The organism is Glaciecola sp. HA4-3 (assembly GCF_055693685.1).
This window is the reverse complement of the sequence record NZ_CM146340.1, coordinates 2,600,238-2,622,500: the sequence shown is the minus strand read 5'-3', so window position 1 is coordinate 2,622,500 and position 22,263 is coordinate 2,600,238. Positions and strand designations below refer to the sequence as shown.

Annotated in this window: 18 protein-coding genes, 4 tRNA genes, 2 rRNA genes and 1 pseudogene (1 of these 25 cut by a window edge); 20 read left to right on the top strand and 5 right to left on the bottom strand. The window is 40.2% G+C overall.

Annotation, left to right across the window (positions count from 1 at the left end):
* Together ACZ1G6_RS12535 and rrf are read left to right on the top strand one after the other, a co-directional pair.
* A 23S ribosomal RNA gene (locus tag ACZ1G6_RS12535) occupies positions 1-2,026 on the top strand (it extends 866 nt beyond the left edge of the window).
* Between the two features lie 133 nt (positions 2,027-2,159).
* Positions 2,160-2,275 (top strand): 5S ribosomal RNA (gene rrf / locus ACZ1G6_RS12530).
* An 86-nt stretch (positions 2,276-2,361) separates the two neighbouring features.
* Here the strand turns inward: rrf and ACZ1G6_RS12525 are convergent.
* Positions 2,362-3,414, bottom strand: a complete 1,053-nt coding sequence (locus ACZ1G6_RS12525; protein ID WP_472616594.1) for a glycoside hydrolase family 17 protein — start codon at positions 3,412-3,414, stop codon at positions 2,362-2,364.
* Positions 3,415-3,778: 364 nt separating this feature from the next.
* On the opposite strand from ACZ1G6_RS12525, the gene ACZ1G6_RS12520 reads away from it, so the two are divergent.
* The 7 genes from ACZ1G6_RS12520 to ACZ1G6_RS12490 all read left to right on the top strand — a co-directional run bounded on the left by ACZ1G6_RS12520 (position 3,779) and on the right by ACZ1G6_RS12490 (position 10,746).
* Positions 3,779-4,240: an aldolase/citrate lyase/malate synthase family protein gene (locus ACZ1G6_RS12520; protein ID WP_472616593.1), complete on the top strand. Its 462-nt coding sequence runs from the start codon at positions 3,779-3,781 to the stop codon at positions 4,238-4,240.
* Between the two features lie 246 nt (positions 4,241-4,486).
* On the top strand, positions 4,487-5,155 hold the full coding sequence (locus ACZ1G6_RS12515) for an ABC transporter ATP-binding protein (protein ID WP_472616592.1): 669 nt from the start codon (positions 4,487-4,489) through the stop codon (positions 5,153-5,155).
* On the top strand, positions 5,155-6,075 hold the full coding sequence (locus tag ACZ1G6_RS12510; RefSeq protein ID WP_472616591.1) for an HlyD family secretion protein: 921 nt from the start codon (positions 5,155-5,157) through the stop codon (positions 6,073-6,075). The genes ACZ1G6_RS12515 and ACZ1G6_RS12510 overlap by 1 nt, the downstream gene beginning before the upstream one ends.
* A 41-nt stretch (positions 6,076-6,116) precedes the next feature.
* The gene (locus ACZ1G6_RS12505) at positions 6,117-7,115 is read left to right on the top strand and encodes an HlyD family secretion protein (RefSeq protein WP_472616590.1); all 999 of its coding nucleotides are present in this window, start codon (positions 6,117-6,119) and stop codon (positions 7,113-7,115) included.
* A complete protein-coding gene (locus ACZ1G6_RS12500; RefSeq protein WP_472616589.1) occupies positions 7,112-8,314 on the top strand; it encodes an efflux RND transporter periplasmic adaptor subunit in 1,203 nt (400 codons plus the stop codon). The genes ACZ1G6_RS12505 and ACZ1G6_RS12500 overlap by 4 nt, the downstream gene beginning before the upstream one ends.
* Complete coding sequence (locus ACZ1G6_RS12495; RefSeq protein WP_472616588.1) at positions 8,314-9,570, top strand: ABC transporter permease; 1,257 nt, start codon at positions 8,314-8,316, stop codon at positions 9,568-9,570. Before ACZ1G6_RS12500 ends, ACZ1G6_RS12495 begins: the two co-directional genes overlap by 1 nt.
* 135 nt (positions 9,571-9,705) lie before the next feature.
* Positions 9,706-10,746 (top strand): MBL fold metallo-hydrolase, encoded by a 1,041-nt coding sequence (locus tag ACZ1G6_RS12490; RefSeq protein WP_472616587.1) that lies wholly within the window; start codon positions 9,706-9,708, stop codon positions 10,744-10,746.
* Here the strand turns inward: ACZ1G6_RS12490 and ACZ1G6_RS12485 are convergent.
* The 3 genes from ACZ1G6_RS12485 to ACZ1G6_RS12475 all read right to left on the bottom strand — a co-directional run bounded on the left by ACZ1G6_RS12485 (position 10,727) and on the right by ACZ1G6_RS12475 (position 14,756).
* Complete coding sequence (locus tag ACZ1G6_RS12485) at positions 10,727-12,322, bottom strand: PH domain-containing protein (protein WP_472616586.1); 1,596 nt, start codon at positions 12,320-12,322, stop codon at positions 10,727-10,729. The genes ACZ1G6_RS12490 and ACZ1G6_RS12485 overlap by 20 nt on opposite strands.
* Before the next feature lie 65 nt (positions 12,323-12,387).
* A complete protein-coding gene (locus ACZ1G6_RS12480; protein WP_472616585.1) occupies positions 12,388-12,927 on the bottom strand; it encodes a PH domain-containing protein in 540 nt (179 codons plus the stop codon).
* Between the two features lie 44 nt (positions 12,928-12,971).
* On the bottom strand, positions 12,972-14,756 hold the full coding sequence (locus ACZ1G6_RS12475; protein WP_472616584.1) for a GGDEF domain-containing protein: 1,785 nt from the start codon (positions 14,754-14,756) through the stop codon (positions 12,972-12,974).
* Between the two features lie 145 nt (positions 14,757-14,901).
* On the opposite strand from ACZ1G6_RS12475, the gene murB reads away from it, so the two are divergent.
* From murB to ACZ1G6_RS12425, 10 genes and pseudogenes are all read left to right on the top strand, one after another.
* Complete coding sequence (gene murB / locus ACZ1G6_RS12470; protein ID WP_472616583.1) at positions 14,902-15,897, top strand: UDP-N-acetylmuramate dehydrogenase; 996 nt, start codon at positions 14,902-14,904, stop codon at positions 15,895-15,897.
* Positions 15,897-16,868 carry a bifunctional biotin--[acetyl-CoA-carboxylase] ligase/biotin operon repressor BirA gene (birA, locus tag ACZ1G6_RS12465; RefSeq protein WP_472616582.1) on the top strand — a complete coding sequence of 324 codons (972 nt, stop codon included), beginning with the start codon at positions 15,897-15,899 and terminating at the stop codon, positions 16,866-16,868. The genes murB and birA overlap by 1 nt, the downstream gene beginning before the upstream one ends.
* Positions 16,852-17,679, top strand: coding sequence for a type III pantothenate kinase (locus ACZ1G6_RS12460; RefSeq protein WP_472616581.1), 828 nt, complete (start codon positions 16,852-16,854; stop codon positions 17,677-17,679). The genes birA and ACZ1G6_RS12460 overlap by 17 nt, the downstream gene beginning before the upstream one ends.
* 152 nt (positions 17,680-17,831) lie before the next feature.
* A tRNA-Thr gene (locus tag ACZ1G6_RS12455) sits at positions 17,832-17,907 on the top strand.
* A gap of 9 nt (positions 17,908-17,916) precedes the next feature.
* A tRNA-Tyr gene (locus tag ACZ1G6_RS12450) sits at positions 17,917-18,001 on the top strand.
* A gap of 37 nt (positions 18,002-18,038) precedes the next feature.
* Positions 18,039-18,113: transfer RNA gene (locus ACZ1G6_RS12445), tRNA-Gly, on the top strand.
* A gap of 4 nt (positions 18,114-18,117) precedes the next feature.
* A tRNA-Thr gene (locus tag ACZ1G6_RS12440) sits at positions 18,118-18,193 on the top strand.
* 46 nt (positions 18,194-18,239) lie between these two features.
* Positions 18,240-19,426, top strand: a pseudogene (tuf, locus tag ACZ1G6_RS12435) (elongation factor Tu).
* A 102-nt stretch (positions 19,427-19,528) separates the two neighbouring features.
* On the top strand, positions 19,529-20,113 hold the full coding sequence (locus tag ACZ1G6_RS12430; RefSeq protein ID WP_472616580.1) for an SIMPL domain-containing protein: 585 nt from the start codon (positions 19,529-19,531) through the stop codon (positions 20,111-20,113).
* On the top strand, positions 20,091-20,264 hold the full coding sequence (locus tag ACZ1G6_RS12425; protein WP_472616579.1) for a hypothetical protein: 174 nt from the start codon (positions 20,091-20,093) through the stop codon (positions 20,262-20,264). Before ACZ1G6_RS12430 ends, ACZ1G6_RS12425 begins: the two co-directional genes overlap by 23 nt.
* Positions 20,265-20,528: 264 nt before the next feature.
* Here the strand turns inward: ACZ1G6_RS12425 and ACZ1G6_RS12420 are convergent, their stop codons facing one another.
* Entirely contained in the window at positions 20,529-21,299 is a 771-nt protein-coding gene (locus tag ACZ1G6_RS12420; protein ID WP_472616578.1) for a DUF4097 family beta strand repeat-containing protein, read from the bottom strand.
* A gap of 265 nt (positions 21,300-21,564) precedes the next feature.
* On the opposite strand from ACZ1G6_RS12420, the gene ACZ1G6_RS12415 reads away from it, so the two are divergent.
* Complete coding sequence (locus ACZ1G6_RS12415; RefSeq protein ID WP_472616577.1) at positions 21,565-22,227, top strand: methylamine utilization protein; 663 nt, start codon at positions 21,565-21,567, stop codon at positions 22,225-22,227.
* Positions 22,228-22,263: the final 36 nt, after the last annotated feature.

The window sequence follows — 22,263 nt, the reverse complement described above, 5'->3', positions numbered from 1 at the left end:
AGGCTAGGGGGTCATCCCGACTTACCAACCCTTTGCAAACTCCGAATACCGATGAGTGCTATCCGGGAGACACACGGCGGGTGCTAACGTCCGTCGTGGAGAGGGAAACAACCCAGACCGCCAGCTAAGGTCCCCAAATATTGCTAAGTGGGAAACGATGTGGGAAGGCTAAGACAGCTAGGAGGTTGGCTTAGAAGCAGCCACCCTTTAAAGAAAGCGTAATAGCTCACTAGTCGAGTCGGCCTGCGCGGAAGATGTAACGGGGCTAAGCAATATACCGAAGCTGCGGCATTATCTTAGGATAATGGGTAGGGGAGCGTTGTGTAAGTGGATGAAGGTGAACTGAGAGGTTTGCTGGACATATCACAAGTGCGAATGCTGACATGAGTAACGATAATGGGGGTGAAAAACCCCCACGCCGGAAGACCAAGGTTTCCTGTCCCATGCTAATCAGGGCAGGGTAAGTCGGCCCCTAAGGCGAGGCGGAAACGCGTAGTCGATGGGAAACAGATTAATATTTCTGTACTTATATAGTGAGTGATGGAGAGACGGAGAAGGCTAGGCTGGCATGGCGTTGGTAGTCCATGTGAAAGTGCGTAGGGCGTTTGATTAGGTAAATCCGGTCGAACATTAAACCTGAGACACGAGACGAGCTCCTACGGGAGTGAAGCAGTTGATGCCCGGCTTCCAGGAAAATCTTCTAAGCGTATTGCTATATGAACCGTACCCCAAACCAACACAGGTGGTCAGGTAGAGAATACTAAGGCGCTTGAGAGAACTCGGGTGAAGGAACTCGGCAAAATTGTACCGTAACTTCGGGAGAAGGTACGCCCCTGTCTGTGATTGGACTTGCTCCATAAGCGGCTGGGGGTCGCAGTGACCAGGTGGCTGGGACTGTTTATTAAAAACACAGCACTGTGCTAAATCGAAAGATGACGTATACGGTGTGACACCTGCCCGGTGCCGGAAGGTTAATTGATGGGGTTAGCGTAAGCGAAGCTCTTGATCGAAGCCCCGGTAAACGGCGGCCGTAACTATAACGGTCCTAAGGTAGCGAAATTCCTTGTCGGGTAAGTTCCGACCTGCACGAATGGTGTAACCATGGCCACGCTGTCTCCACCCGAGACTCAGTGAAATTGAAATTGCTGTGAAGATGCAGTGTACCCGCACCTAGACGGAAAGACCCCGTGAACCTTTACTACAGCTTGGCACTGAACATTGACCCTACATGTGTAGGATAGGTGGGAGGCTATGAAGCATCGTCGCTAGATGGTGTGGAGCTGCCCTTGAAATACCACCCTTGTATGTTTGATGTTCTAACATTGGTCCCTTATCGGGATTGTGGACAGTGTCTGGTGGGTAGTTTGACTGGGGCGGTCTCCTCCCAAAGTGTAACGGAGGAGCACGAAGGTTGGCTAATCCCTAGTCGGACATCAGGAGGTTAGTGCAATGGCATAAGCCAGCTTAACTGCGAGACAGACACGTCGAGCAGGTACGAAAGTAGGTCATAGTGATCCGGTGGTTCTGTATGGAAGGGCCATCGCTCAACGGATAAAAGGTACTCCGGGGATAACAGGCTGATACCGCCCAAGAGTTCATATCGACGGCGGTGTTTGGCACCTCGATGTCGGCTCATCACATCCTGGGGCTGAAGTCGGTCCCAAGGGTATGGCTGTTCGCCATTTAAAGTGGTACGCGAGCTGGGTTTAGAACGTCGTGAGACAGTTCGGTCCCTATCTGGTGTGGGCGTTGGATGATTGATGGGAGCTGCTCCTAGTACGAGAGGACCGGAGTGGACGAACCGCTGGTGTTCGGGTTGTTTTGCCAAAGGCATTGCCCGGTAGCTACGTTCGGAACGGATAACCGCTGAAAGCATCTAAGCGGGAAGCCGGCCCAAAGATGAGTCATCCCTAGAGATTTAATCTCTTTGAAGGGTTGTTGGAGACGACGACGTTGATAGGCAGGGTGTGGAAGCGTTGTAAGGCGTTAAGCTAACCTGTACTAATTGCCCGTAAGGCTTAACCATACAACACCTAATGCATTTAGCGTGTATTAATGTGTTGTGTAGTAGGTATGACAAGTAGACTAATGTGTGAGAAAGAGTAGCGACTCTGGTTGAATATTGAATGTTTATTGGCTTTTTTGAATTGACCTTTTTGTCTGGCGACAATAGCGATACGGTCCCACCTGACTCCATCTCGAACTCAGTAGTGAAACGTATTAGCGGCGATGGTAGTGTGGGGATTCCCCATGCGAGAGTAGCACATCGCCAGACTTCCCATACTAACCCGTAGCAATCGCTGCGGGTTTTTTGGTTTCTAATGTAGTCATTTTGTTAACTACATCGACATACAAACTACCTTATTTGGACTGGCCTTCTGGTGCTGCTACTAACTTTGGTGTTCTATCAGATTTATATAAGCCCCAGTTTTTTTCTGCAATACCGTCTGGTTTGTCATCCCCTCCTTTCCATTTTTCATCAAACGCTTGAAAATAAAAAGAAGCAATTTTGTTTTCTTTGAGCCAGTTATAATACTGTTTAAAAAATATTTTTTGTGCCTGTTCACTTGCTTGAGCAATGATAAGTCTTTCGTCACCATTTGATTGAATGCTACTCGTTGCCCAACCTGACTCACCCAACACTATTTGTTTGTTAGGGTGCATTGCTTGTATGTCGGCCAATATCTTCTGTGTCCAACTAAGCGCGTTTTCCAATGTCTGTGAATTCCACATTGCATAAGCATGAAGCACAATAAAGTCTACTTCTTTTGCAATTTGATGACTCCAAGGTTTATTCCAAAAATTATAATCATCAGCAAGTGTAATAGGGAGTCCTGTTGCGTCTCTTACTTGTTTAATCCATTTTATATATTGGGGTGTTTTATCGTTTGTAAAACCATGCCAAGACCAATCTACAAAAATTTCATTTCCTAAGTTTATAGCGACTATGATGTCTTTGTATTCTTGACCTAATCTAATTACTTCCTTTATTTGATTTTCATTGTAATTTCCGTCCTCTCTACTACTTAACCATGCTCCCTGCATAACTCTGATGGGTAATTGATGCTTTGTAATTGTTTTAAGTACTTGCTCACTGGCACCATCGGCTGCGTATAGTCGTATTAAGTGCCAATTAACATGGTCATTGTTACTGAGTAACAATAGATCTTCTAGGATCTCATCCTCACTTGGTACGCTAGATTTGCCTGGGCTTTGACCGTCCCTATATGGACCATAAGCAATTCCTAGTCCTATCCATTGGCCATTAAGATAAGGATTGAATGTAAGCGTATCCACCTTATCTTGTACTTCGTCGCTGTTTGATACTTCGGTACAAGCGCTCACTAGCACCATTAAAAAAAAGACAATTATCTTCTTATAAAAAGCAATGTTGGTTTGTTCTTGATATAGCATGTTAGTTCTCACCTCATTTTACGAAAGATTATAGTTAAATAGATGTTATTAATAAGTCAACTTTGGGCAGACATGTTGGACTTTTTTGATGCTTAACTGACTCTATGCTGTATATGATTCGATTTTTTTACTTTCTTACTAAGGCTTACTCAGTAGTTTTTATTTAAACGCAAAAATACTACTTAAGTAAAATTGTTTGTAAAATTTACAGTGTGTAATTTTCTTTGTGAAATTTGTCAAAAAAATAGACTACTATCAGTTGCATGTGATTAGCGATATTAATCACTCGATAGTAAAACAACTTTATTGTTACTGTATTAAATTTTAGAGCAATTAATTAGCTCAATAGTGGAGACACATCATCATGAATATGCCAGTTATTGAAATGAAAGAACTAGACGTTCAAAACAATTCTTTTTCACAAGCAACTAATATGCTGGTGAATAATGTGCGTTGGCATAGTGCATTTGATGCAACCGACCGTGCAGAGAATATTGTCAACATGTTGGATGAAGAATTTCCGCTAGAAACAGGAACGCATGCTGATGTGAAGCAATATTTAGTATATTTTAGGCATATCATGGCCTTTTTTGTTGATGGAACACATTGTGGTTTAGCCCAACCAAAGCAGTTCGTTGCCTTAACTGGCCACAAAGAAGCACCTGAGTCTATCGTTTTACTGAATAATGGCCTTCATACGGAAATTGTGTTTGATCGCAACGGAAGTCGCGGAAAATTCAGTAATGCCGGCATCCAAGACGTACAAATTGAGGTGCAAACACAAAGAGTTTTTACTTCACCCAACGGTGAAGAGTACACGGTCTAGATAAAAAATTTAAAATTTCTCCAACAAACGTCTTGTCGATACAAGGCGTTTTCTATTCTTCTATCCATTCGTAGTTAGTACGCATTTTGTTAATTGATGCGCTACACTCTTAGTCACGTACTCATTTGTATTTTATTGTTCAAGATTGCATTTATTTAATTAAACTTTAGCTTAGTCAGTTAATCTTTTATATTGTGAATACAGTAAAGATATCTAATAAAATGCTACTCAAAAAATATAATAAGCATGTTATCACTTAAGAATATATGTAAATCTTTTCAAAACGGTGAAGAAACGGTCACCGCCTTAAATAATGTCAGTATCGAAATAGCTGAGAATGAATTTGTCGCAATAATGGGAAGTTCAGGTTCGGGGAAATCTACACTAATGAACGTGCTAGGTTGCCTAGATACGCCTAATTCTGGTGTCTATAAATTAGATGGGCAAGATGTTGCAAGCATGAGCGACGACGAACTTTCCCAAATACGAAATCGAAATATTGGTTTTATTTTTCAGACTTTCCATTTGTTATCAAAACTCGATGTTGTTGGAAACGTTAAACTTCCACTGCGGTATTCTATAATTAGCGATGATGAAGCGCACAGTCGTGCACTTGCACTTATTGAGCGTGTTGGTCTGTCTCATCGTAAGCATCATACTCCTTTTGAAATGTCAGGTGGGCAACGTCAACGTGTAGCAATTGCCCGAGCACTTATCAATAACCCAAGTGTTATTCTGGCTGATGAGCCAACTGGAAATCTAGACTCAAGAACCTCTATAGAAATTATGGACCTTTTAACGGAGCTACATAATCAAGGTCAAACGATTGTGATGGTGACACATGAAGATGACATTGCGAAATATGCCCAAAGAGTGATCACGATGAAAGACGGCCAAGTAACAGGAGAACAATAATGAAGTCTATAAAGGTATTGATATGCCTTTTCATGGTAGGCGTATTTCCTATCAATGCTGCACAGCAATTGATTTTGACAGGACAAATTAGTTCATCAGCCAAACAAATTGTCAACGCACCCCAAGGAAGTCGCTGGCAAGTGCAAATCCAGTGGATGGAAGAGGAAGGCAAAATAGTTGAGAAAGGCTCTCCCGTAGTGGTTTTTGATGGGGCTGCAGAGCAAGGGCAATTGACTCAAAATGAAGAGAACTTAGACCGATTATTATTAGAGTTTGAAGAGCTTAAAATACAACAGTCACAAAATGTAATAGATGCGCAAGGTCGATTGAAAGTAGCTAAAATGCGAGCCGATCAAGCCAGAATCGAAGCATCGGTGCCAGATGGTCAAGTTGCCGCTTATGAAAAAGGTCAGTTTGAACTTGCATTACAAAGAGCCTTGTTAGAGCAGGTGAAGGCAGAAGAGGCATTGGTTCGAGCACAGCAGGAACAACAAGCTGAATTAACCAAAAAAGAAGTCAATATTTTACGTGTCGAAGAAGAGATCGCTTATCTTCAAGACATTTTGTCAAGATTAAATGTAATGGCACAAGTCACCGGACCTGTGACTTACTCAATTCACCCTTGGTTTGGAACTAAGCTCAGTGCAGGTATGAATGTTAGACCTAGTTGGAAGGTATTAGATGTACAATCAACCGATAACTTCCAAATAGAAACTTGGATACATGAAATAGATGCTGTTGATCTGACCGAAAATACTAAAGTCGACATAGTATTTGATGCATACCCTAATAAGGTCTTTAAAGGTCAATTAGCTAATCTATCTAGGCAAAGTGAACGTAAGGCACTTTGGAGTAAAAGTGCGTATTTTCCAGCTATTATTTCATTTGATGAATTACCAAACATCAATTTATTGCCTTAGGATGAGTGTCCGCGTTCACCTCAACAAAGGAGATGAAACTGATGCATAAGTTTAGAAGATTAGTTACTTTGCTTGCACTAGTGTGCTTATATGGATGTTCGCAATCAGACCTTGTAAACGAACAAGTCGAATCAAGCAGTGACGTAATCGTTTCTGCGCCTGCAGAGCTAGTATCATTGCAAGAGATTTCAATCACTCCACCTAGTATAAGGCGGATGTGGGAATATAAGATTGAATTTATAGCTCGTGAAAATACCATCGTCAAAGAGGGTGATTTATTAGTTAAATTTGATGGTCAACGATTGCGTAACGACATGCTAAGCAGAAGAAGCGATTTGGATGCAGCAACAAAGGAAGCTGAGCAAAAAAAGCTAGAAAACGAAGCAAAGCTCGAAGAGTTAATGCTTGACTTAGCCGAAGCAAAAAAGAACAAGGACATTGCAAAAAGGAAAGTGGAGATTACCGATGTGTCACGTTCGGATATTGAAAGACGAAAGCAACAAGCCGAATTAAAAATTACAAGTGAGCTTCATACTCAAGCAGTCCAGCGAGTAGAACAGCATAGAATTGCCATGCAAGTTAATGAGCAAGTCCAATTAGCTAAGATTTCTAAGGCACAATCACAAGTTGACGAGCTAAATGAGAGCATACAAAAACTCCAGATAAAAGCGCCAAAAGACGGAATGGTTGTTTTAGTTCCCGATGGTGATGATGAGAAGCCAGCTATAGGTGACACAGTATTTATGGGACGCAGACTTATCGCCTTACCCTCTCTTGATATGATTGCGGTTAAAGTCGAATTTGATGAATCATTTACGTCACAAATCGATATGGGTGATGGTGTCAGAGTCACCCTGGATGCATTTCCTGAGAGGCCATTTACTGGCAAAATAACAGAATTAGGACAGTCTTATCGAACTAAATCAACGAATAACCAAAAGGTTGTGTTTGATGCTTGGGTCGTTTTAGATGAGCTAGATCTTAGTATTATGCGACTAGGAATGAAAGCCACCGTTGATGTCATTGAGGGACTTATATGAATACAAAATGTTTAATCTTGACTCCGGTTTTTCTTTTGCTAACAGCTTGTGCCGAAGTTGAGCAATCCAACATACCATTATATACGGTCGAGCCGTCAGCATTTTCAATCGAAGTGGAAGGTTTTGGAGAAATCGAAGCGGCACAATCACAAAAGATAATGACACCGGGCCGCCGTCCGATGACAATCTCATGGCTTAAAGACGAAAATACGTACGTTGAAAAAGGAGATATCATTGCAACTTTTGACGCCCAGCAAATCCTAAAGGATAGTCGAAGTGAAGAGCTTGAGCTGATGCTATTAGAGCAGGACATCGTCAAGAGCAATGCGCAGCAAAATCAAGTCAAGCAAGACATTGATTCTGACCAAAGTTTTGTAAAGTACGAATTTGATTTTACCGACCGTTTTGCCATAGATGATTTGCGTATTTATTCACAGTTGGAAATCATTGATACCCTCGCAAACAGAGACTTTTTAGAGGCGAAAGACGGTTTTCTAGAGTGGAAAGAAGGCAGCGTAGTAGAGCAACATACAAATGAAATGGCTGTGTTAGACATTCGAAAAAGTGGGGTTGAAACTAAATTCCATCAGCATCAACAAGCCTTGTCATCACTTGAGGTAGTATCGCCTTACTCAGGGCTTTTAGTCTATGAAAAAGATCGCAGAGGTGAAAAACCAGCAATTGGGCAAACAGTATTTCCCGGTAGACCCATTGCACAGATACCCAATCTTGACGATATGCAAGCTAGTCTATTTGTTCAAGCTAATGATGCGATTGATTTGGCTCAAGGACAATCGGTCAATATTCGTTTGGATGCCTTTCCTGAACAGTTATTTGCAGGGGAGATAGTGAACGTGTCAGGTTTTCCTAGAAGCATTGAGAGGGGTAATCCAGTTACTTACTTTGAAATTGTTGTGAAACTATTAGAACAAGATAAAACGATGATGCAGCCCGGGCGTAAACTCACCGCAAAGATCGATGTAAAGTCGCCAACAGAAAAATTAGTGGTGCCCCTTCAAGCCCTTCATTTTGAAGATGGGAGTTCGTATGTCTACATGCAAGATGGTTCAGGCTTCACAAAGCAGAATGTTACTAGTGGTCGAAAAAATTTATACCTTGTTGAGATTACCGAGGGTTTGTCTAACGGTGATGTAATTGCATTGAGTGTGCCAGAAAAACAACAGATACAGGAAAGCTAATGCTCGCGAAATATATAACGCTGATACAAGATGCGGTTGCAGAATTGCTTGGACAAAAATTACGAACATTTCTTACTCTTTTAGGCATGATTTTCGGTGTTGGCGCCGTTATAGCGATGCTCAATATTGGTGAAGGTGCAGAAAATGAAGCACTTAAGTTAATAGACTCAATGGGTGTTAATAATATTATTGTTAATGCTAAGACATACGAAAAAGAAGAGCTTGCAGAAATAAGAGAAGAAAGTCTCGGCTTAAATTTAGGTGATGTAAGTGCAGCCTTGGCAACCTTGCCGTTTATTGAAGGTTATAGTGCTTCAAAAAACATCGATTCCTACGATATTTACAGTGATTTTAATAAAAGCCAAGCAAAAGCAATGGGTGTTACCGTTAGTTATTTTGGCAACGCTAATATGACACTAGATGCTGGCCGATTTTTGACCGAACAAGACAATAATCGCCTTGCGCAGACTACTGTGCTTGGTTCAGATGCAGCAAGCGAGTTGTTTGCTAATAGTGGGCTGACGAGCGAAGAAATGCTTGGTAAATTTATTAAGGTCAACCATGTCTGGCTTGAAGTAGTAGGGATTTTAGAAGCTCCTGCTGGTAACAAAAACGAGTTTCAAGGCGTGCAAATAGGGGGAGATCGATACAGGATTTTTGTACCGCTCAACACCAGCATTCATAAGTTTTCTAGCGACTTACTTGCCAGTGAACTTGATAGCATTAAACTTAACGTTGCCAAACAAACGGATCCCGTTGTGGCTGCAAAAGCAATAAACAGTCTTATTAATTTGCGCCATGGCGGACTTGATGACTACGAGTTAATTATTCCGGCTGCTTTGCTTGAACAACAAAAACAAACTCAACAAATTTTCAATATTGTGATGGCATGTGTTGCGGGTATATCCTTGTTAGTTGGAGGAATTGGTATCATGAACATTATGCTGGCAAACGTAATGGAACGAACAAAAGAAATTGGCCTACTGCGTGCCGTTGGTGCAACGCAAAATGACATTCGCCAACAATTTATTGCAGAAAGTTTCACTATTTCAGTGATGGGTGGAATTTTAGGGATTGTATTTGGTTTAGCCTTGTCTGAAATTATTGGGTTTTACTCAGGCTGGGCTGTTAGTTGGTCTATGATCGCAATTCTATTGTCATTAAGTATTTGTATGTTGGTTGGTGTTGGGTTTGGTGTGTTTCCAGCCATAAAGGCTAGTAAGCTCAATCCTATCGATGCATTACATAGCGACTAGTCCGTTATGTCCTCTATTGTGGAATCTCCTAAAAAGGGATTAAGCTGACTAATACTTACACATTAAAAATAGTGCTTCGTAATTTATTTGGTGATTTTGTCTAATAAGCAAACTTATGATTTTGGAACACCGCTGATGACCATTAAGTATATAGATACACAAGCACCCGAACTAGGTTCTTATCTGAAAGTAAGCGACGGTATCTATTGGATTAGAATGCCACTGCCATTTGAATTAGATCATATCAATCTTTATTTAATCGACGACAGCAGTGATGAGCGCGAAGCTTACGCGATTTTGGATACAGGCTTTGGCGTGCAAAAGACACAAGATTTGTGGGATAAAATACTAACGCGCCTTAACAAGCCCATTAGTAAGGTAATTGTTACCCACATGCATCCTGATCATATCGGTATGGCAGGGTATTTGGTCGATAAATGCCGAGTTGCTTTGTATATGAGTCATGCTGAGTATTTTGTCGCTCGTTCGCTTAGCGCGGGCTCTAGGGGCGCATCAGATTGGCAAGATGATGACTACCTAGTTAAATGTGGTATGACAAACGATTATATTGCTAGCGCAAAAAAAGCCAGAGCTTCTGGTAAAGGAGTAGGCGCGGTTATTAAACCGATCCCGTTGCAGTTTGAGCGATTAGTTGCGGGTAACACTATTCGAATAGGTCGTCATGATTGGGATATTATGGTTGGCAAAGGACATTCTCCGGAGCATGTTTGCCTATTCAATTCCCAACAGAATGTATTAATTTCTGGCGATCAAGTTTTACCTCAAATATCCCCCAATATTGGTGTTTATAGTACAGAGCCAAATGCAGATTCGCTAAAATTATACCTAGAAACCTTGCCCCAGTTTTTATCATTGCCTTCAGATACATTAGTATTGCCGTCACATAGGCAACCTTTTGTTGGCTTGCATACTCGCGTCAATGAATTAATCGCTCATCACCATACACATTTAGACAACTTACGCACATTTTGTGAAACCTCAAGGACAGTTTCTGACTGCTTGCCAATACTATTTAAACGAGAGTTAAATCAACACAATATGTTTTTTGCGGTTGCCGAAGGGCTTTCTCATTTAAATTATTTATATTTTAACGGTGAATTTACTCGCGAAATCAATACCGACGGCCAATGGGTGTTTACATCCAAGCTGGTTTGAATTTCGCAACATTAAGAAGCGCAAAGTCGCACTGTTCCTTTACTAGGCTTTCAGGGAGCATGGGAATGGTGTGGGCGCCAGATGCTAACACATATTGTATATCTGCTAATTGACGAGCCTTCATTAATACCGATTGCTTGAAGCTAATTTGCTGCGTTTTGCCAATTGGAAACACATAATAATTGACACCTAATAATCCTTTTCGAATATAAATGTACTTGTCGGTAAAGCAGTAACCCCAGCGCCGCCACCTTAAATAAGCAAGAGCTGATATCACAAGCGCAAAACAAGCCACCGATATCCAAGCGCTAAGAGCAGCCTTGCTTACTAGCGCAAGACCCACAGCAAAGGCCAAACATGGCGCAATAGGGAAAAGAAAATATCGTATCATCAAACGTTTTGAAACTGCGTTAAATGCAAGTGTTCGAAAGTCATCAACATCAAATGCATCTTGAATCAGTGACATGGATTCGTTTGGTGTAACAGATGGCACAATGAGTTTACTAGCATCACTAATGGTATTTGCTTGACCTGCAGTATTAAGACCACTGGTATTTTGTTCAAACCTTAGATTCATTCGTCCAATAACAATATCTAGCCAATCTTGTTGCTGAACAGCTATTTGAATGCGGCTTAAGCGCATGCTCACTTCCTGCTTCGTGAGTAGGCCACTTCGTCGAATATACCGGTCACCAAAACGACTTAATCTATATTTATAAAATACAAAAATCGATCCCAAGACCGAGAACGACACTATCAAGAGCATAATAAACATTACCAGTGACATCACATGGAGTATAAACATTCCAATGCTTTGGCTTTGATAGTCAAGATACGCCGCAAGATCCAAACCTATGAGATCTAAGAAGCCTCCAATATTCTCGGCAATAGTGTTATAAAAAGGTGCTAAAAATCCAAGAATAATCCACACTCGATTATTTGAAATACCATGAATAATGAGATCTTTTATGCTTCTTTCGTTTAATGTAATTTCTTCATTCGATTGAGCTGACTCAGTATTATCAAGCGATGTGTGAACACTTTGTGTCAAGGTCTGTTCAGAGTGAATTTCAAGAATAAGCTTTTTGAAACTCTCGGCAAGGGTGATTGGTAATGCCACGATTTTAGCTTCTTGTGAGGCTGAACCTGCAGTATCTAATTCGATATATGAATAGCCAAAACTACGATAATAAAAAGGCTCTACAATCTTGACGTTTTGTATTTTTTTGAATGGCAGGTCCAGATTGGACTTTTTGAAGACGCCCTGTTTTATCTCAATGCGATTGTTGGCGAATTTATATTGATAAAACCAATATTTGAGAATGCTACTAATTAGAACAAGTAAGACAAAAAACGAGATAATAGCTATTAAAATCCAAGGATGTTCTCTGATTTCATCTTTTAGGACAGCGAACGCAGGAATCGAATAAATTAATACATTGCTCACAAGAAAATAAATTGTGCTAGTGAAAAAGTGTAATATCGCTAAGGGCGATACTCTAGACCAATCTTTTGCCGCAATATTGTCTTCTAATTCCGCAATTGTGTCTTTTGATATTTTTTCTACCTCAGACATCTGATGCTAAATCCTTATGGTCCAAAATAAATTGTCGTAGCTTTATTGCATCATCATGTTCTAGGCTAAGGTATATAAAACGTATAGGAAAAACCACCAGCACTGAATACTTGTAAGTTGGCTAATCCTACCTTTCTTTCAATTGGCCCGTGTTTAATTTCGATATGTTGAATACGCAAAATTGGTTGGCTAACCAAGCTACGGAAAAATAGCCCAGATTTGAAATTAAGGTCATGCTCTCGTAATGCATATTCTTTTAGAGGGTCGGCATAATAATGATAGCTAACCGTAAGCACGATATAGACTCCCACCAAGGTATATGCGATGTAAGAAATAAACATTTTGTCTAATGGGATGTCAAAAAACCAGCCAGTACTTAGCACAAATACGATCGCCAATCCAATAGCACCCTTTATCAAAGACATTACAATATTTAACTTACGGTATTTAGGTGATAATGCAGTTAGTGGCATGGCTTGAGTATCAAGCCCCTCTACACTTTGAACATTATTGGTGAATTCATCGAGTCTTGATTTTGATACTTCTTGTTCAGTTGTATCATTTCTGTGTGCTTTATCATCGTTGTGAGAAGTTGCTTGTGACAATACGAGTGCCTTTATCTAGTTAAGTAAGTTTAGTAAATCTTAGTTTATGCGTGTTGTAAAGCAGCAAGATTATTACCGTCTATTACACAATTGCGACCGTGTTGTTTTGCTGCATAAAGCGCCATATCTGCGCGCTTAACGATGTCGTTGGTTTTTTCTTGTATATGTGGCGATACCATGCCGATACTAGCGGTAGTTGCCTGCTTCAATTCTAATTCCTTACCAATATCAATAAGCCTATTATTGAGTTGCTTTAAAACGTCGATTCCTTTATTCGATGGAGTATTAGGCAGCACAATTAAAAACTCCTCACCTCCAATTCTGCCAATAATATCGGATTTGCGAAGATGGGCCATTGCTATTTCGCCAAATCGACGCAATACTCTATCACCTGTTGGATGGCCATAGGTATCATTAATCTTTTTGAAATGATCTAAATCGACGATAGCAACAACAAATGACTCTTTGGAACGTTCAAATAGATGTTGATGATGAGATAATAACTCTAAACACCGTTTTCGTGAACATAGGCCTGTTAGGGCATCAGTATGGGCGATATGCTCAAGCTTCTCGCGATGCTTTTTGCCTCGGATAAACATCAACAATAAAAGGCAAGAGAGCAAAAATAACAAGGCAATCACTAAAAAATACAGTCTATTTAAAGTCTGCTTGCTCTTGATTTCTTTACTTTGAACCTGATTTTCAGCTTTTAATTCAGCATTCTCTTGTTGTTGCAGTGCTAACTGAAAGTTAGCATGCATATCTAACATTTGTTTTATTTCTTCAACAGGTTGATTAAATTCGCGATACGACAATACTGTCTTTGCGGCATTATACGCTTCTTCATATTCATTAAGGTACGCCAATAATTCAGCTCTATGTAAATGCAGTGCTTGGGTTAACTGATAAGGTACTTCTGTTTTTTCTACCAAATCAAATGCCAATACGAGATTCTCAATCGCTGTGTCAGTTTCATTAATGCTGGCAAAGGCCCTGCTTAACAGCAAGTGAGTATTAGTAAGATGTAAGTAATCTTCACTATTGGCAAGCGCTAAGGATGCTGACAAAGAAGTAATGCTTTTTAAGATATCTTCATTGTTAAGTTGCGCTTCCCCTAAAAATAGATAGTACTGTGCACTTAATGAAAATATATTTGCCTCTACAATGAGCGGTCGCACGCGGGCCAAATACTCTAAGGCAAAGTTATTTTGATTTGTCGCTAAATAACTTGAGATAGCCAGTAGTAGGCTTTGTATCTGCTCATCTGATTGAGGCACGCTAAGGTGATATTGCAATGCGATTTCGATGTAGCTAAGTGCAATAGAATGCTCATTACGAGCGTGGTGAATACTGCCAATAACATAGGCAATATTAGCCATAAGAACTTCATTTTCAGTATTTGAAGCGAGGCGAAGTGCAAACTGTAAGTCTTGTAGCGCACTAATATTCGCACCTACTTGCCGGTCAATAGCAGCCCTAATCAGCAGTCTATTCATCAGCAAAGTTGATTGGTTTGTCACGTTTTGTGCATCAATTACACTTGAAATGAGCTCCCTTGCTTCAAACAATTGTCCGTTTCTAATAAGTGTTAGCACTTGCGTATCAACAGCTTGCAATAAGGTGCGATCGATTTTTGACTGCTCGATGAAATTGGTAAACGAAAGCGATTGTAAACCATCTGACTGGATAGCCGTGGTGGTATTGCGATAAGGTACCGATTTTAAATCAGTATATCCAAGCGCCGTTTGACTAACCAACATAAATAAAAGCAAAACAAGCATGCTGGATATGCTAGTCCAAGGATTTGCCGGAGCGCTGTATGATGTCATATTGTTGACTTTGCTCAGTAACATTATTCGTTATTTTTGTTTTGGCGTACTACGTGACTAAATTAAAGATAAAGGTTTATACACTGCTCTTCTTTTCTGTAACAATAGTACCACTTGTTGGTTAATTGACTAGTGGTTAAATTTAGTGCAACTACAACCTTTGCATACTTTCTCGTTAAACGCGACTTGTCGTGATATTAAGACCTTTGACTCGCCAAATAGTTTAATGTCCCTTATTGAGGGGCTGTCAGATAAAAATTACATGGTAATAGGGGAAGGAAGTAATACGGTATTTGTCGATGATTACGATGGTATTGTTTTGCTCAATCAGATTAAAGGGATTCATGTCAGCGAAGAGCCAGAATATTACGTGCTCAAAGTTGGCGCAGGCGAAAACTGGCATCAAGTGGTCGTTTACTGCATGGAGCACGGCATCGGTGGCTTTGAGAATCTAGCACTAATACCAGGTACAGTTGGTGCATCGCCAATTCAAAATATCGGCGCTTATGGCGTCGAAATAAAAGACTTTATTGAGCAGGTGCATTTTTATGATACACATAAAAACATATTTGACGTGTTTAATAATAAGGCCTGTCAGTTTGGGTATCGTGACAGTATATTTAAACAGCAAGAGACTAATCATCGTATCGTCTGCTTTGTAGAGTTTCGTCTTCCAAAAAGCTATGCGTTAAAAACACATTATGGTCCCTTACAATCAATACAATCACCTTGTGCAACCAAAGTGTTTGAAACAGTAATGTCAGTTCGTCAATCCAAATTGCCTGATGTAAAAGAACTAGGTAATGCTGGAAGCTTTTTCAAAAATCCTGTTATTTCAAAAACCTTGTTTGACACTATCAAAGCAAATTATCAAGACGTACCGAGTTTTCCGGTCACACCACATACAGTCAAAATTCCTGCGGCTTGGTTAATTGATACCCTAGGGTTTAAAGGCAAACAAGTAGGCGGTGTTGCATGTCATATTCACCAGCCTTTAGTATTGGTTAATAAAGGAAATGCAACAGGCGATGATGTATTGTTTTTGGCTAAGGATATCGTCGCAAGTGTCAAAGCACATTTTGGGATCACGCTAGAAAATGAAGTAAGACTAATCGGCGGCAAAGGACTAGTAGATTTATAATGAAAGCGACAGAACAACTAAGAAGTGAAATATTAAATCGGCTTAATGACCAAGCCTTTCATTCTGGCGAAGATTTAGCAAAAGAGTTTTCACTTAGTCGTGCAGCAATATCGAATCATATAAAAGTTTTATGCGATCTAGGTATCGATATTTACAGTGTAAAAGGCAGAGGGTATAAGCTTTCATCCGCGCTTGAATTATTGTCACATACTAGTGTTACGCAAAATTTAACAAATGATGAAAAAATAAAAGTGATTGTTAAGAATATCGTATCGTCAACAAACGATATTCTTAAGCAAAACATGCTCGATTATAAAAATGGCACGGTCTGTTTAGCCGAAGCACAAACGTCTGGAAGAGGCAGAAGAGGGCGGACATGGGTTTCACCATTTGGTAGTAGTCTTTATTTTAGTATGTTATGGCGTTTTAATAATGGCTATCAGAGCATGTCTGGCTTGAGCTTGATGATTGGGGTAGTGCTTAATCAGACACTTAAGGAATTTGGTATTTCAAACTGTCAATTAAAGTGGCCGAATGACCTGTACTGCAATGACAAGAAACTCGCGGGAATTTTAATCGAAGTAGAGGGGCAAGTCAGTGATGCAATTTCTGCAGTTATTGGCATTGGCGTTAATTTAAATCTACCTAATAATATTACCGGGATTGATCAAGCTTTTACTGACTTATCTGAAATTAGTAACCGTCATATTAGTCGAAACAAGCTTGCCCAGGCCCTGATGTTAAATCTATGGAAAGCTCTGCCAGTATTTGAAAAAAGTGGCCTAAATGAGTTTATGGATGAGTGGAAGTCTAGTGATTTATACTTAAACAAACAGGTTGTCTTGATGACTGGCGAACAAACGGTAAAAGGTATCAATAGAGGAATTAACGATGCTGGTGCTCTATTGATTGAAATCGATAATACTATTCAAGCTTTCCATGGAGGTGAAATTAGTGTCAGACAAGCATAGTTTACTACTTGATATTGGTAATACTCGGATAAAGTCAGCTTGGTTAGATGCTAGTTCTCAACAACTTATAGGGCCGGTTGAAGTTTGTGAGTTGATAAATATTGAACACTTAATAGCGCAAGCGGATAAGTGTTTTTTTGCCAGCGTAAAAGATAACACTGCGAGTCAACAGCTTTTGAGTTTATGCAAAGCAAAAAGTGTTGAGGCTCATGAAGTGTCTACTCAAGCCACATATCAAAATATCAAAAATGCATACGCTAATGTGTCTAATATGGGTGTAGACAGGTGGTTAGCAATTATTGCAGGAGCATACTTAGCTAAAGCTGAGAACTTCGTTGTAATTGACGCTGGTACTGCGATAACGTGTGATTTTGTTTGCTTTGATGCCAAGCAAAAGATGTTTTATCACCAAGGAGGCTGGATAGCACCAGGGCTACAAATGAGTAGCGACACAGTAAGCGCTAAAACCGCTAGAGTATTCAATGATGGAATGAACATTCATCACCTGATAAACCAAAACAAGCAAAAGCAGAGTAGCGTTGAGGATGAACACTTGATAGGTGCTTTACCAGGTGATGACACTCCTGAATGTGTATTTCAAGGTACATTGGCACAAAGTCTGGGTTTAATTCACTATGCAAAAGCGGTAATGGCCAGTATTCAAGAAAACAACTGCTGCGCAAAACAAACTAAGTTTTTCCTTAGTGGTGGAGACAATCCATTGTTAAAAGACTTTTGCCTATTTACTGAGGTGATCGACAACGCAGTGTTAACTGGACTAGCGTGCATTGCACTTGAAAAAAACAAATAATCATACACATATGTAAACTGTTCAAAAGAATAGCAATTATTGCTGTATTTTATAGCAAGTACAAAATTTTTTAGAAAAAACACATTTTTTTGCTAAATGGTACTTGCAGAAGACGAATCATTACTCTAGAATGCGCGCTCACTTGATGTAGTGCCGACTTAGCTCAGTTGGTAGAGCAACTGACTTGTAATCAGTAGGTCGCCAGTTCGATTCCGGCAGTCGGCACCATCAATCTCTGGAGGGGTACCCAAGCGGTCAACGGGAGCAGACTGTAAATCTGCCGGCTCAGCCTTCGCAGGTTCGAATCCTGCCCCCTCCACCAATTTTATAAAACGAGTTGGTCAGAGAATTTAGGGAATGCGGGCATCGTATAATGGCTATTACCTCAGCCTTCCAAGCTGATGATGCGGGTTCGATTCCCGCTGCCCGCTCCACTTTGCTGATATGGCTCAGTTGGTAGAGCGCACCCTTGGTAAGGGTGAGGTCGGCAGTTCGAATCTGCCTATCAGCACCATTCTTTGATTTCATCTAATATTTATTAACTTTGCTAGGAAAAGAAAATGGCAAAAGAAAAGTTTGAACGTACGAAACCGCATGTAAACGTTGGTACTATTGGCCACGTTGACCACGGTAAAACGACGCTAACAGCAGCAATCACTACAGTACTAGCAAAGACTTACGGTGGAGCCGCTCAAGCATTTGACCAAATTGATAACGCACCAGAAGAGCGCGAGCGTGGTATCACGATTGCAACTTCACACGTAGAGTATGACACGCCAGAGCGTCACTATGCTCACGTAGATTGTCCTGGGCACGCTGATTATGTAAAAAACATGATCACAGGTGCGGCGCAAATGGACGGCGGTATCTTAGTAGTAGCAGCGACAGATGGTCCTATGCCACAGACTCGTGAGCACATCTTGTTGGGTCGCCAAGTTGGTATTCCATACATGATTGTTTTCATGAACAAATGTGACATGGTTGACGACGAAGAGCTACTAGAGCTAGTAGAAATGGAAGTTCGTGAGCTACTAACAGAATATGAATTCCCGGGTGATGACTTGCCAGTTATCCAAGGCTCAGCATTAAAAGCACTAGAAGGCGATGCAGAGTGGGAAAAGAAAATTGTAGAGCTAGGCGAAGCGTTAGACTCATACATCCCGACACCAGAGCGTGACATCGATAAGCCGTTTATCCTACCAATTGAAGATGTATTCTCAATATCAGGTCGTGGAACGGTAGTAACAGGTCGTGTTGAGCAAGGTATCGTAAAAGTAGGTGAAGAAGTCGAAATCGTTGGTATCAAAGAAACAACGAAGACAACGTGTACGGGCGTAGAGATGTTCCGTAAGCTTCTAGACGAAGGTCGTGCTGGTGAGAACGTTGGTGTTTTACTACGTGGTACTAAGCGTGAAGATGTAGAGCGTGGTCAAGTATTGGCTAAGCCTTGGTTCAATCAACCCACACACTAAGTTCGAAGCAGAAGTATACGTACTAAGCAAAGACGAAGGTGGTCGCCACACTCCTTTCTTTAAAGGATATCGTCCACAGTTTTACTTCCGTACAACAGACGTAACAGGTGCAGTAGAGTTACCAGAAGGCGTAGAGATGGTAATGCCTTGGTGACAACCTTAAGTTTGTAGTAGAGCTAATTGCTCCAATCGCGATGGACGAAGGTTTACGCTTCGCAATCCGTGAAGGTGGTCGTACAGTTGGTGCGGGCGTTGTAGCAAAAATCTTAGACTAAGATTAACGCACACCCAATCAAAAAAGCCGCTCAATTGAGCGGCTTTTTTTTGCATAAAATTTTGTGCTAAGCTAGCTAAAAATAATTGTTTAAGGATTAACAATGAAATCTGCGTTGCTAATTTGCTTGCTTAGCTTTATTACACTAACAAATGCTTCTCCTTTACCTGATTTTCCTTTTGTTACTGCTAAAGGTGAGGCGGTTAAAAAAGTGTCGCCTGATATGGCTACCATTAATTTTAGTATTCAAACCTATGATGCAAAAGCTGAACAAGCCAATATCGAATTAGAAAAAACAACAGTTTCGATACTCCAATTAATGGATTCGTTAGATATCCCACATACACAAATTAGTTCTGATGATATATCTAAAGATCCCGTTTACAAACGAGATGAAAATTACAATAATCGACAAATTATTGCGTATGAGTTTTCTAGAAGTTTTTCTATCCAACTAAAGACCCTTAACAAGTATGCGGCTTTAATTGAAAAGTTATTTGATCAGCAAACCGTAGTAGGGATTTATTCTTCTTTTGATGTTTCTCGACGTGATGAAATAGACAAAGAAGTGCTCGCACTTGCTGTAAGTAATGCTCATAGCAAAGCACAAGCAATGGTTTCAGGTATCGGTGCTACACTAGCACTTCCTTATGCGATAAGCAGCAATGACTCACCAAGTTCTCAATGATTTCTATGCAAGCTTTGGCGTCGGTAATAATCAAAGCATTGAATTGATGAGAGTGGCTGGTACGCGCATCAGAGCCGAACAAGCGTTTATTCCTAATACCATTGAAATAACTAAGTCAGTTAATGTGATTTACCAAATCACACCAAAATAGACAAAGACGATTAGAAACGGTCGTATTTACGTCTTAGTATGGCCGCGTCAATCCAATTGGCTGTTTTACGCAAAAGCCGCATGCATTGGTTTAGCCATTTTCTTGCCATTGGGTATTCTATGCTTAACAGCATCAAGCTAAGGTATAATCAATAACATTGATGGTCCTGGTATGATAATAAATAACAAGCCAATACTGACTAGTAATCCCCCTGTAAGGGTAATAAGTGTTTTTTTCATGACGCTCTCCTACTTGTCTATTAGTTTAATCAGGTGTGTGAATATATGACTTGATGTTCGAATATTCAATGTCACCCGAACCATCATCCGTCACGTTCAGTGATTCAGCGCCATGAACATTAATGTCACCAGAGCTATCACTAATTTCTACATCACCTAAAGTATCGTAGATATCGATATCGCCCGATGAATCATCAACCCTTACATTACCCTGAATATTTTTAATATTAATGTCACCTGACCTATCGTTAACAACAATGGAAGAGGAGATATTTTGTATTGTTAAATCACCTGAACGGTCATCAACTTTCAACTTACCTATGATATCTGTAATTCGAAGATCGCCTGAGCGGTCACTAACGCTAACATCTTGCTTAATATTACTAATCGACATATCACCCGAACGTTGTTCCACTTTAAGTGCAAGTGCGGCCGGCATCGATACTTCTAAATCTACATAAGGATAGGTGTTCCATGAGGTATTATTTGAGTCGTGGCTGGCTTCCAAATAAGCTTTATCGCCCCTTTTAGACAAACTTAGGGTGTAGTCGCGTGCCTCAGTTGTCCTTATCTTAGCGGTAACCTTTATGTTCTCTTGCCCTTCTACTCCGGTAATAGTGATATCGCCACTTCCTGTTTCAACGATAAAAACCTCTAAATCTATAGCGTCAACTTCTAGGTTTTCTATTAATTTTACATTGGCATTGTTTAGGTCATTTGAAATACTAATCACACAACCTGAAGTCAACATTAATGCACTAAAAATACATATACCGCTCAACAATTGATGTTTCACATTTTGCTCCTAATTTTTTATATCTTTTGACGGACTCTTTATTGATTATAGTGATTTTAATCAATCTCCATGCCAAAAATGTAAGTAATTGTTTTTTATGATTAATTCACCTTCTTGCGCATATCAATATCGTTTAGAAATAATAATGACGCTAACTATTAGTAAATTTGCTCATTAAGTAAATTAAATACCACACTGTTTGAGCCTGCAGAAAGCAATGGACTCGCCGATACACTTGATATTGATAATTAATAGCTAACATCACATGCCTCTTTATTTCTTAACGATAGTTCTGATTTTTACAATGTTTATCAGTTTCTCTTTATCTGCGTCAATTGAAGTTGTGGTGAAAGATAAACAAGGCGAAACTTTATCTAACATCGTAGTTGAGTTGATGCCAACCGATATGAATGTTTTAAACACTGCAATTGAGGGTAAGGCATTAAAAAGCGCAAAAATGGATCAAATTGATCAGATGTTTGTTCCACATATTTTGTCAGTTCAAGCTGGTACCGACATATCGTTTCCTAATTCGGATGACGTACAGCACCACGTTTATTCATTTTCACCTGCAAAAACCTTTGAAGTCTCATTTCAAGAGTCGCTTAATGCAAAGTCATTGAATTTTGACAAACCAGGTATCGTTGAACTTGGCTGTAATATTCACGATTGGATGTTGGGCTATATTTACGTTTCAAAATCTCCATTTTTCGCATCGACCAGTACAGATACTGGCGCTCGTTTTATCGTACCTAGCGGTGAGTATACTGTAAAAATATGGCACCCAAGGATTGCGCCAGCTGATCTCAAGGCTATTCACGAGCTCAGCATTAATGAAGATGAGCAGGTGATTAACGTGATGTTAACCAAAAAACTATTACCTAGTCTCAGCCAATTCGATGACGTACATGGTATTGGCGAATATTAACGTTATGTGTATTTATCTGCGGTATAAGTCGTTTGT